Origin of the sequence: Cellulomonas sp. NPDC057328, from assembly GCF_042667215.1 — a bacterium.
Classification (GTDB): Bacteria; Actinomycetota; Actinomycetes; order Actinomycetales; family Cellulomonadaceae; genus Cellulomonas.
In genome coordinates this window covers 1-12,017 of the sequence record NZ_JBHUZW010000120.1, presented here as the reverse complement: position 1 = coordinate 12,017, position 12,017 = coordinate 1, and the positions used below count along the sequence as shown (strand labels likewise).

At 79.1% G+C, this 12,017-nt stretch carries 5 protein-coding genes; 4 read left to right on the top strand and 1 reads right to left on the bottom strand.

The window, feature by feature from the left end; translation table 11 throughout:
• Positions 1-37: 37 nt before the first annotated feature.
• On the bottom strand, positions 38-2,356 hold the full coding sequence (locus tag ACFUMH_RS16355; protein WP_378207965.1) for an esterase-like activity of phytase family protein: 2,319 nt from the start codon (positions 2,354-2,356) through the stop codon (positions 38-40).
• 143 nt (positions 2,357-2,499) lie between these two features.
• Between ACFUMH_RS16355 and ACFUMH_RS16350 the strand changes: the two genes are divergently transcribed.
• The 4 genes from ACFUMH_RS16350 to ACFUMH_RS16335 all read left to right on the top strand — a co-directional run.
• Complete coding sequence (locus ACFUMH_RS16350) at positions 2,500-3,270, top strand: glycerophosphodiester phosphodiesterase family protein (RefSeq protein ID WP_378207962.1); 771 nt, start codon at positions 2,500-2,502, stop codon at positions 3,268-3,270.
• 154 nt (positions 3,271-3,424) lie between these two features.
• Positions 3,425-6,904, top strand: a complete 3,480-nt coding sequence (recC, locus tag ACFUMH_RS16345) for an exodeoxyribonuclease V subunit gamma (RefSeq protein ID WP_378207959.1) — start codon at positions 3,425-3,427, stop codon at positions 6,902-6,904.
• Positions 6,901-10,461 (top strand): UvrD-helicase domain-containing protein, encoded by a 3,561-nt coding sequence (locus ACFUMH_RS16340; protein WP_378207956.1) that lies wholly within the window; start codon positions 6,901-6,903, stop codon positions 10,459-10,461. The genes recC and ACFUMH_RS16340 overlap by 4 nt, the downstream gene beginning before the upstream one ends.
• Positions 10,458-12,017, top strand: a 1,560-nt coding sequence (locus tag ACFUMH_RS16335; RefSeq protein WP_378207953.1) for an AAA family ATPase, incomplete at its 3' end; no start/stop codon positions are given. The genes ACFUMH_RS16340 and ACFUMH_RS16335, both read left to right, overlap by 4 nt.

Sequence of the window (12,017 nt, the reverse complement as noted above, 5' to 3'; positions counted from 1 at the left end):
GCCCCGGCCCCTCCCTGCCGGGGCGCCGCCGGTGGTCTCAGCCGACCGTCGCGACGGCGACGTCGGGGTGGTCGGAGAACACCGCGTCGACGCCCGCGTCGACGAACGCGCGGATCTCCGCGGGCAGGTCGCCGTGCGCCGCCGGGTCCGCGCCGCTGCGCAGGTCGGCCGGCAGGAACTGGTTCTCCGCGCGGAACGTCCACGCGTGCACGTCGAGGCCGGCGCGGTGCGCGTCGCGCACGACGCGGGTCGGCTCGCCGAGCGTGCCGTCGGCAGCCCGCGGGATCACCACGTCCTTGCACAGGCCCACGGCGTCCGCGTACCGCCGGACGTCGCGCAGGCCGTCGCGCGTGACGAGGTCGGCGTAGGTGCGGGGGTCCCCGGCGGCCACGAGGTCGTACGGAGCACCGGAGCAGCTCACGAGCTGCGCGAGGCGGACCTTCGTCATGCGGTCGAGGTCGCGCAGGTTCGTCGTCTCGAAGCTCTGCACGACGACCCGGTCGCGCCTGTCGTCCAGGTCCGCCGCCCGCAGCGCCGCGACGAGCGGCTCCTCGAGCGAGAGGCCGATGCCGTCGAAGTACGACGGGTGCTTGGTCTCGGGGTAGACGCCGACGGGCTCGCCGTCGCACGTCACCGAGTGCCGCGCGAGGTCGAGCACCTCGGCGAGCGTCGGGACCTCGTACAGGCCGTCGAACGCGGCGCTGCCCGGGCGCAGAGCGGGGATGCGCTCCTTCGCGCGCAGCGTGCGCAGCTCGGCGAGCGTGAAGTCCTCGGTGAACCAGCCGGTCACCTGCTGGCCGTCGATCGTCTTCGTCGTCCGCCGGGCGGCGAACTCGGGGCGCGTCGCGACGTCGGTCGTCCCGCCGATCTCGTTCTCGTGCCGCGCGACGAGCACGCCGTCCTTGGTCGCGACGACGTCGGGCTCGATCCAGTCCGCGCACTGGCGGATGGCGAGCGCGTACGCCGCGAGCGTGTGCTCGGGGCGGTACCCGCTCGCGCCGCGGTGCGCGATGACCTCGACCTCCCCGGGACGCACGCGCTCGCGGCGCAGCTCGACGAGCGCCATCTCGGTGTCGTCCGGCGTGCCCGGCACGCGCGCGGCGTTGCCCGGGTAGTTGTTGTCGTTGCCGATCAGCAGGCGGCCGTCCCGCAGCTGCACGACCGTCTCGAAGGACTGCACCGGCAGGCTGAACGGGTCCCCGGTGCCGTAGCCGTCGCCCGCGCCGATGCCGTGCGGGTTGGCGATGTCGAGCGCGTCGAGCACGAGCTCCTTCTCGAGGAAGCCCTGCCGGTCCTCGCGGCGCAGGTCGACGCGGTACACGCGCTTGACGACCGACGCGGCACCGTCGAAGTTGTCCCGCTCGACGAGCAGCATCTCGTGCTTGCCGACCCAGAACGCGTCGCCGACGAGGTCGCCCTCGCGGTCCGCGCGGTAGTCCCACGTGCGGCCGGTGTACTGCCCGCGGCGCGTGTCGAACTCGTGGACGACGCGCCGGCGCCGGTCCGCGTCGGCGGTGTACGCGTTCTCCAGGACCGGGTACAGGTAGCGGCCGTCACGCAGGCCCGCGAGCGCCTCGAAACCCGAGGACGCGCCGATGGTCGGCTGCTCGCCGGGCTGCAGGTACGGGTTCTGCGGCGACGTCGCACCGGGCAGCGGCGCCGGCGGCGCGAGCAGCTTCCCGGTCGCGTCGACGTGCAGGAGGAACGGCCCGAACTCCTCGCCGATCCAGAACGACCCGTCGGGCGCGCGGACGACCGACTCGACGTCGAAGTCGGCCCCCGTCAGGAGCCGCTCCGGCGTGCCCTCCTGCGTGATCGGGAAGTCGACGTGGCCGTCCGGGTCGCGCAGCGCGAGGTGCTCACCGACGCGCAGCTCGCCGCTGCCGCCGTCGGCGGTCTCCCAGTCGGGCGTGACGCGGTAGATCCGCAGCAGGAAGTCGGCGGAGTTCGCCTTCGTGCCGAAGCCGTTGTCGGGCAGCGCCCAGAACGTCCCGTCGCCGGCGTCGACCGCACCGGAGAAGCCGGGGATGACCTGCCCGGCGAACGGGCCCTGCCGGCCGTTGGCCGGCGCGGCGAGCGCGCCCGACGGCGGGCCCTCGGCGAGGAAGTCCGCCGACAGCGTGGCGCGGGCCACGAGCGTCGGCACGGTGACGGTGCGGCGGCCGCGGTCGTGGCCGCGTCCGCCGTCGAGCGTGGCGGCATCGGCGGACGCGCCGTCGCCGGTCGCGGTGTCCACGACGGGGTCACCGGCCGCGGAGGACGGCACGGGCGCCGCCGCGGCGGCGGTGGGCAGGAGGCCGGCGCCCAGCGCGAGGGCGGCGGCCAGGGCGAGCGGAGGCACGGCGCTGCGTCTCATACGTCCCAGTGAACGACTCATGGGCGCCACTGAACAGGACCAACCCGACAGATCGCCGACCCGGCGGTGCGCGAGCGGTGACGTCCGGGTGAACGCCGGAGGGTCGCGTGCGGACGGCCGGTGCCGCGGGCGAGGCTGGGCACGTGCCGCACCCCTACCTCGACGACCCGTCCGGCGTCGTCGCCCTCGCCCACCGCGGGTTCTCGCTCGACGGCCGGGAGAACTCGCTCGCCGCGTTCGCCGCCGCCGTCGACCTCGGGTTCCGCTACGTCGAGACGGACGCGCACGCCACGGCCGACGGTGTCGCCGTCGCCCTGCACGACGCCACGCTCGACCGCACCACCGACGGCCGCGGGCGGGTCGCGGACCTGCCGTGGTCGGTCGTGGCCCGGGCACGCATCGGCGGCAGCGAGCCGGTGCCGCGCCTCGAGGAGCTGCTGGCGACGTGGCCGGACCTGCGGGTCAACGTCGACGTCAAGGACGCGCGCGCGGTGGCCCCGGTCGCGGAGGCGGTCGAGCGGACGCGCGCGCACGAGCGCGTGTGCGTGACCTCGTTCTCGGACGCGCGCCGGCGCGCCACGCTGGCCCTGCTGTCGCGGCCCGTCGCGACGTCGGCCGGGACGCGCGAGGTGGCGCGGTTCCTCACCGCGCACCGCCTGCGCAGGCCGCGGGCCGCCGCGCGGGCGCTGCGCGACGTCGACTGCCTGCAGGTGCCGGCCACGCAGGGCCGCCTGCGCGTGGTCGACGCCGGGACGGTCGCCGCGGCGCACGCCGCGGGGCGGGCGGTGCACGTGTGGACGGTGAACGAGCCGGGCGTCATGCACCGCCTGCTCGACCTCGGCGTCGACGGCCTCGTCACCGACCGCGCCGACCTGCTGCGCGACGTGCTGCGGGCGCGCGGCACCTGGCCCTGAGCGGGGCGGGGCGGGTGCGTCGGCCGGCGCGCGCGGCCGCCGTCGGGCGGGGCACCGCGCGTCGGGCCGACCCCAGCCCCGCCGTGCGTGGGCCGCGTCCCCACCCCCGCGCGCGCCGCCGGACGTGTCCGCGCGGTCGGCTAGCGTGCAGCGCGTGACGGGGCCCGGAGGTGACGGCGGACGCCTGCGCGTGCACACCGCCGCGCGGGCGGACGTGCTCGTCGACGCGCTGGCGGACGTGCTCGCGCAGCAGCCGCCCGACGCGGACCCGTTCGCCCGCGAGGTCGTCGCGGTGCCGACGCGGGGCGTCGAGCGCTGGGTCGCGCAGCGGCTCTCGCACCGGCTCGGCGCGGGTCCGGACGGCGAGGGCGGCGTGTGCGCGCGCATCGACTTCGACCCGCCCGCGCGGCTCGTCCGCCGCGTCGTCGCCGTCGCCGGCGGCGTCGACCCGGACGAGGACCCCTGGGAACCGGAACGCCTGACGTGGGCGGTGCTGCGCGCCCTCGACGACGCCGTGGCCGCCGGCGCGCCCTGGGCCGCTCCCCTCGCCCGCCACGTGGGCGCCGACGCGGGCGCCGGGCGGCGTCTGCGGCTCGCCCGGCGGCTCGCCGCGACGTTCACCGCGTACGGCGCGCAACGTCCCGCGCTCGTGACCGCGTGGGCGTCGGGCCGGGACGACGACGGCCTCGGCGCCCCGCTTCCCCACGACCTGGCGTGGCAGCCCCCGCTCTGGCGCGCCGTGCGGGCGGCTCTCGGCACCCCCAGCCCGGCGGAGCGGCTCGCGACCGCCGTGCAGGCCGTCCGCGCCGACCCGGGCGTCGTGGACCTGCCGGCCCGCCTGTCCGTGCTCGGCGCGACCCGCCTGCCGGAGGCGCACCTCGACGTCCTCGACGCGCTGGCCGCGCACCGCGACGTGCACCTGTGGCTGCCGCACCCGTCGCCCGTCCTGTGGGACCGCGCCGCCGCCGCGACGCGAGCCGGTCCGCCGCCGCGCCGCCGCGACGTCGCCGGCGCCGCGCACCACCCGCTCCTCGCGTCGACCGCGCGCGACGCCACCGAGCTGGGCGTGCGCCTCGTCGCCCGCGCCGCCGCCGTCACGCACCACGCCGTGCCCGCGCCGCCCGCGACCGTCCTCGGGGCGCTGCAGGCCGCGCTGCGCGCCGACGCGCGCCCGGGGCGGCGGACCACCGTCGACCCGGACGACCGCACGGTCCAGGTGCACGCGTGCCACGGGCGCGCCCGCCAGGTCGAGGTGCTGCGCGAGGCGCTGCTGGGCCTGCTCGCCGACGACCCGTCCCTGCAGCCGCGGGACGTGGTGGTGCTGTGCCCGGACGTCGAGGCGTTCGCGCCGCTCGTCGTCGCCGCCTTCGGTGCGGCCGCGACCGCCGGCGCACCCGGCGACGGCCGGCACGGCGGCCGGCAGGGTGGGCGCCCCGACGACGTGCCCGCGCACCCCGGCCGGACGCTGCGCGTGCGCGTCGCCGACCGTGCCCCCGCGCGCACCAACCCCGTGCTGCGCGTGCTCGCCGACGTGCTGGCGCTCGCCGGGTCGCGCGTGACGGCGTCCGCCGTGCTCGACCTCGCGGACCTGGCGGCGGTCCGCCGACGGTTCGGCCTGGACGACGCGGAGCTCGAGCGCGTGCGGGCGTGGACGCTCGCGTCGGGCGTGCGGTGGGGCGAGGACGTGGGCCGGCGTACGCGGTACGGGCTGGGCGCCGTCGCGCAGGGCACGTGGCGGACCGGCACCGACCGCCTGCTGCTCGGCGTCGCGATGGCGGAGGAGGACCACCGCTTCGTCGGGTCGGCGCTGCCGCTGGACGACGTGGACAGCACGGAGGTCGACCTCGCCGGGCGGTTCGCCGAGCTGGTGGACCGGCTCACCGGGCTGCTCGCCGAGCTCGACGGCACGCGCCCCGCGGACGCGTGGTTCGCGACGCTCGGGCGCGCGGTCGTGCTGCTGACGGACGTCGCGCCCGAGGACGCCTGGCAGCTGGTCGAGGCGCGCACGGTGCTCGCCGACGCGCGGGCCGCGGCGGACGGCCACGCCGACGTGCCCCTGCGCCTGGCGGAGGTCGTCGCACTGCTCGAGCCGCACCTCGCGGGCCGGCCGACACGGGCCGGCTTCCGCACGGGCGCCCTCACCGTCTGCTCGCTGGAGCCCATGCGCGCCGTCCCGCACCGGGTCGTGGCGCTGCTCGGCATGGACGACGGCGTCTTCCCGCGCACGGCGCACGGCGGCGGGGACGACGTGCTGGCGCGCGACCCGCTGGTGGGCGAGCGGGACCGCCGCGCGGAGGACCGCCAGCTCTTCCTCGACGCCGTGCTCGCGGCCGGCGACCACCTCGTGGTCGTGCACACGGGCGCCGACGAGCGCACGGGCGCCCCCCGGCCGCCGGCCGTGCCCGTCGGCGAGCTGCTCGACGCGCTGGAGGAGACGGTGCAGCGCGCCGACGGGCGGCCCGTGCGGGACGCGCTCGTCGTGCAGCACCCGCTGCAGACGGTCGACGAGCGGAACTTCGTGGCCGGCGCGCTCGGCCGGCCCGGCCCGTTCAGCTTCGACGACGTCGACCGGCGCGCCGCCGCGGCCGCGCGCGGACCGCGCACGCCCCGCCCGCCGCTGCTCGTCGGCACGCTCCCGCCCCCGCCGCCCGACGCGGTCGACGGCGGTCGCGGCGAGCTCGGCGGCGCCGCGGGGGTCGTCGAGCTCGACGACCTCGTCGCCGCCCTCGAGCACCCGGTCCGCGCGTTCGTGCGGCAGCGGCTGCACGCCGTCGTCCCGCGGGACGTCGAGCAGCTCGACGACCGGCTGCCCCTGCGGCTCGAGCCCCTCGACGCGTGGGCGACCGGTGACCGGCTGCTCACCGCCGTCCTCGACGACGTCGACCTGGCCCGGGCCGCGGCGGCCGAGCGCCGACGCGGTGACGTGCCCCCGGGCGCGCTCGGGTCGGCCGCGCTCGGCGAGGTCGGCGCGCACGTGGAGGCGGTCGCCGCCGCCGCGCGGCCCCTGCTCGTCGCGGCGCCGACCACGGTCGACGTGACGGTGCCGCTGCCCGACGGGCGCGTGCTCACCGGCACCGTCCCCGGCGTGCGCGGCGAGGTGCTGGTGCGTGCCGTCTACGCGCGGCTGGGGGCGAGGCACCGGCTCCGCGCGTGGGTGCAGCTGCTCGCGCTGGCCGGCGCGGACGGCCCGCACGCGCCGGCGGTGCGCGCCGCCGCCACGGTGGGCCGCGGCCCCGGCACGCGCCCGACGGCGACGACGTCGTGGTTGCGCGCCCCCGAGCCCGCGGTGGCGCGCGACGTGCTCGGCCGGCTCGTCGCCGTGCGCGACCGCGCGCTGTGCGCACCGCTCCCGCTGCCCACGGCGGCCGCGGCGACGTACGCGCAGCGCCGGCACGGTCACGACGACCCCGTGGGCGCGCTGGCGGACGCCGAGCAGACGTGGCGCGCGCGCCACGAGGACGAGGACGACCACCACCGCCTCGCCTGGGGCGACGGCGCGCGGCTCGCCGCCCTCGCGGGCGACCCGGGACCCGCCGACCGCGCCGCGTGGCCGGACGAGCCGACGCTCCTCGGGGCGCTCGCGCGCACGCTGTGGGAGGACCTGCTGCGCCACGAGACCGGGGGCCCGCCGTGACCGCCGCACCCGTGACGACGCCCGTCTTCGACGTGTGCGGCCCGCTGCCCACCGGCACCACCGTCCTCGAGGCGAGCGCCGGCACGGGCAAGACGTTCACCATCGCCGCGCTCGCCACGCGGTGGGTCGCGGAGGGCCACGCCGAGCTGCCCGAGCTGCTCGTCGTGACGTTCGGCCGCGCCGCGACGAGCGAGCTGCGCGACCGCGTCCGCGAGCGCCTCGTGCGCACCGAGCGCGCGCTGCGGGACACCACCGCACGCACCAGCGAGGACGCCCTCGTGCGGCACCTCGCCGACGTCGACGACGCCGAGCTGGCGCGCCGGCGCGAGCGCCTGGCGGTCGCGCTGTCGCAGGTCGACGCCGCGACGATCACGACGACCCACGGGTTCTGCCGGCACGTGCTCCGCTCGCTCGGCACCGCGACCACGACGGGCGACGTGGACGCCGACGCGACCCTCCTGCCCGACGTGGCGGACCTGGAGGCGGAGGTCGTCGACGACCTGTACCTCGCCGCCTACGCGGGCACGTCCGCCCCTCCGCTCACCGTCGAGGAGGCACGGCAGGTCGCACGCGCCGCCGTCAGCGACCACGCCGCGACCCTCGCCCCCGACGACGCGGCCCCCGGCAGCCCGCCCGACCACCGGTTCCGCCTGGCCCGCGCCGTGCGGCGCGAGCTCGTGCGGCGCAAGCGCGCCGGCCGGCTCGTCGACTACGACGACCTGCTCGTGCTGCTGCGCGACGCCCTGACGGACCCCGTGACCGGCGCGGACGCGGCCGCGCGCGTCCGGGCGCCCTACCGCGTCGTGCTCGTCGACGAGTTCCAGGACACCGACCCGGTGCAGTGGGACGTGCTGCGCACCGCGTTCCACGGCCACCGCACGCTCGTCCTCATCGGCGATCCCAAGCAGGCGATCTACGCGTTCCGCGGCGCGGACGTGCACACGTACCTCGCGGCGCGGACGGTCGCGACCACGGCCACCCTCGGGAGGAGCTGGCGTGCCGACCCCGCCGTGCTCGCGGGGCTCGGCCACCTGCTCGGCGGCGCGGCCCTCGGCGACCCCCGCATCGTCGTGCACCCCGTCGAGGCCGGGCGGTCCGGGCGCCGGCTCGACGGCGGTGCCCCGGTGGTGCTCCGCCGCGTGGCACGGCGCGCCGTCGGGGCCGGGAGCGCCGCGCCGCGCGTCGACGTCGTCCGTGCGCTCGTGCACCGGGACGTCGCCGCGGAGGTGGTGCGCACGCTCGACGGCGCACGCCTGCGCGACGGCGACGGGTGGCGGGCCGTGCGGCCCGGTGACGTGGCTGTGCTGGCCCGGCGCAACGCCGACGCGCTCGCCGTGCGGGACGCCCTCGTCGGGGCCGGCGTCCCCGCCGTGGTGTCCGGCCTCTCGAGCGTGTTCGCGACGCCGGCCGCACGGGAGTGGCTCGTGCTGCTGAGCGCGCTGGCCGGGACCGGCGACGCGGGCCGGGTCGCCGCGGCCGCGCTGACGCCGTTCGTCGGGTGGGACGCCCGGCGCCTCGCGGGCGCCGGCGACGTCGAGCGCGAGGACCTCGCCGACCGGCTGCGCGGCTGGTCCCACGTCCTCGCCGGGCAGGGCGTGGCCGCACTCGTCGAGGCGACGGCCGCCGCGGGCCTGCACGAGCGCCTGCTGCGCCGCGAGGACGGCGAGCGCGCGCTCACCGACACGCGGCACGTCGGCGAGGTCCTGCACGCGGCGGCCCGCGAGCGCGGGCTGGGTGCGGCGGCCCTCACGGAGTGGCTGCGCGCGCGCATCGACGAGGCCGCGGTCGACTACGCGGAGGAGCGCAGCCGGCGCCTCGAGACCGACGCGGCGGCCGTGCAGGTGGTGACGGTCCACGCCGCGAAGGGCCTCGAGTTCCCCGTGGTCCTGGTGCCGTTCGCGTGGGACCGTTTCGTGCCGCGCGACCCGGCGGTGCTGCGGTACCACGACGCCGACGGCACCCGCCGGCTGCACGTGGGCGGCCGCGGCAGCCCCGGCTACGACGAGGCGCGCGCCCTGCACCAGGCGGAGGAGTCCGGCGAGGACCTGCGCCTGGCGTACGTCGCGCTCACGCGGGCCAGCAGCCGGGTGGTCGTCTGGTGGGCGCCGAGCACGGTGTCCGCGGCGGGGGCCGTCGGCCGCCTCGTGCTCGGCGCCCGGGACGCCGACGGCAGCCCGCCGGCGACCGTGCCGGTGCCGCGCGACGACCAGGCCGCGGCGGCGTTCGACGCGCTCGCCGCCCGCAGCGGCGGCACCGTCGCGCACGAGGTCGTCGACGCCGCGCCGCCGCGCGTGCGGTGGCAGCCGTCGGCCGGTGGCCGCGTGGGGCTCGACGTCGCACGGCTGCGGCGCGACGTCGACACGACGTGGCGCCGGACCTCGTACTCCGGCCTGACGGCGGCCGCGCACGGCGGACCGCCCGGCGCCGCGGCACCGTCCGCCGCGGAGGAGGCGCCGGGCGTGGCCGACGAGCCCGAGGCACCCGGCATCCGCGACGAGCCGGTCGGGCCGGTCGGGCCGGTCGGGCCGATCGTGTCGGTCGGGCCAGCCGCGACGGTCGCGCGGGCCCGGTCGGGCACGCCCGACGCCCTCGACGAGGCGCTCCTGCGCGCGGTGCCCTCGCCCCTCGCCGACCTGCCCGGCGGTACCGCGTTCGGCACGCTCGTGCACGCCGTCCTGGAGGACGTCGACACCACCGCACCCGACCTCGCCGCGGAGCTGCTCGCACGGTGCCGTCGCGCGGCACCGGGTGCGGGTGTGGACCCCGACCGCCTCGCCGCAGCCCTCCTGCCGGTGCTGCGCACGCCCGGCGGCCCGCTGCTGGGCGGCGCCGCGCTCGCGGACGTGCACCCGCGCGACCGGCTCGCCGAGCTCGAGTTCGAGCTGCCGCTCGCCGGCGGCGACGAGACCCCGTCGGCACCGGGCGCACCGGGACGCGCCGCCCCCGCGGTCCGTCGCCGGCCGGCGCGCCTGCGCGACGTGGCCGCGCTCGTCGCCACGCACCTGCCGGCGGACGACCCGTTCCACCCGTGGGCCGCGCGGCTCGCCGCCCTGGACCCGCCGGCCGGCCCGAGCGGCACGGGCGCGTCCGCGACGTCCCCGACCGGCGCCGGCAGCGTGGCACGCGGCCCCGGCCCCCTGCGCGGCTACCTCACCGGCAGCATCGACGCGGTGCTGCGCGTGCCCGGCCCCGCCGGCCCGCGCTTCGTCGTCGTGGACTACAAGACGAACCGGCTCGCGCCCCCGGACGAGCCGCTGACGGCGTGGCACTACCGGCCGGCCGCGCTCGTCACGGCGATGACGGACGCGCACTACCCGCTCCAGCTCCTGCTCTACACGGTGGCGCTGCACCGCTACCTGCGCTGGCGCCTGCCCGGCTACGACCCCGACCGGCACCTCGGCGGCGGCGCGTACCTGTTCGTGCGCGGCATGTGCGGACCGGCCACGCCCGTGGTCGGCGACGACCCGTGCGGCGTGCTGTCCTGGCGTCCACCGACCGCGCTCGTCCTCGCCCTCTCGGCGCTGCTGGACGGCACGGCGGACGGGGCCGCGTCATGAGCGGGACGTGGGTCGCGCCGGCGGACGGCACGCTCGGCACGAGCACGAGCACGAGCACCAGCACGGGCACTGGCACTGGCACTGGCACGAGCACGGGCACTGGCACGGGCGTGCCGGCGGACGGTTCCGCCCGCGTGCCGTGGCGCGCCGGTCCGCTGCTCGGCGCGTTCGCGCGCGTCGGCGTGCTGACCGGCGCCGACGTCCACGTCGCGGAGCGGCTGGGCGTCCTGACGGGTGAGGACGACGAGCGCGTCCACCTGGCCGCCGCGCTCGCCGTGCGCGCCGTCCGGACGGGCTCCGTGTGCGTGACGCTCGCGGACGCCCCGGGCACGGTCGACGTCGCCGACCCCGACGACGTCCACGCGTGGACCGTCGGCGCACCCGTCGGGACATACGGCGGCGGGACGTCCGGCGGCGGGACCGCCCGCGCCACGCCGGACCTCCTCGACACCGTGGCGGCGCTGCCGTGGCCGGACCTCCGGGCGTGGACCGACGCGGTGCGGCGCAGCCCGATGGTCGCCGACGGACCGACCGGGCCCGCGGACCGGCCGGTCCGGTGGGTGGACGGGCGCGTGTACCTGGACCGGCACTGGCGCGACGAGCAGCTCGTCCGGCACGAGGTGGACGCGCGGCTCGCCACGCCGCTGCCCGCGGACGACGACGCCGTGCGCCGCGCCGTCGCCGCCCGGTTCCCGCGCGCGGGCGACGACCGCCAGCGCGTGGCCGCCGCCACCGCGGCGGTCTCCCGCCTCACCGTGCTCACCGGCGGGCCGGGCACGGGCAAGACCACGACGGTGGCGCGGCTCGTGGCCGTGCTGCGGGACGTCCACGGCGCGGACCTGCGGGTGGCGCTGGCCGCACCGACCGGCAAGGCCGCCGCCCGGCTGCAGGAGGCGGTCGACGCGGAGCTGACGGCGCTCGCGGCGGGGTCCGGCGGGGCGGCGCCGCCACCCCTGCACGCCTCGACGCTGCACCGCCTGCTCGGCTCCCGCCCCGGCGGCGGCACCCGGTTCCGGCACGACCGCACGCACCGGCTCCCGCACGACGTCGTCGTGGTCGACGAGGCCTCGATGGTGTCGCTGCCGCTGCTCGCCCGCCTGCTGGAGGCGTTGCGCCCCGACGCCCGGCTCGTGCTCGTCGGCGACCCGGACCAGCTCGCGTCCGTCGAGGTCGGTGCCGTGCTCGGCGACCTCGTGGCGCGCGAGCCCGCCGCGGACGCGCTGCCCGCCCGCCTGCGTGCCGTGCTGCCCGCGCTCGCCGCGGCCGAGGACCGCGACGCCATCGCGCCCCGCGCGGGCGTGGTCCGCCTCACGGTCCCGCACCGGTTCGGCACGCAGCTCGGCGCGCTCGCCGACGCGGTGCGCGCCGGCCGCGCCGACGACGTCGTGACGCTCCTGCGGGCGGGCGGCGAGCACGTCGCGTTCGTCGAGACGGCCGCCGAGGCGCCGTCGGCGGACGAGCTGGCCGACGTCCGCGCGGACGAGGCCGCGACCGGGCTCGCGCGCGCGGCGGCGGCGCGCGCCGGCGACGCGGCCGGCGCGCGGGAGGCGCTGGGC

Bases quoted from the DNA above. Each gene is read 5' to 3' on its own strand.
- ACFUMH_RS16355 (WP_378207965.1), bottom strand. From the start codon at position 2,356: ATGAGACGCAGCGCCGTGCCTCCGCTCGCCCTGGCCGCCGCCCTCGCG.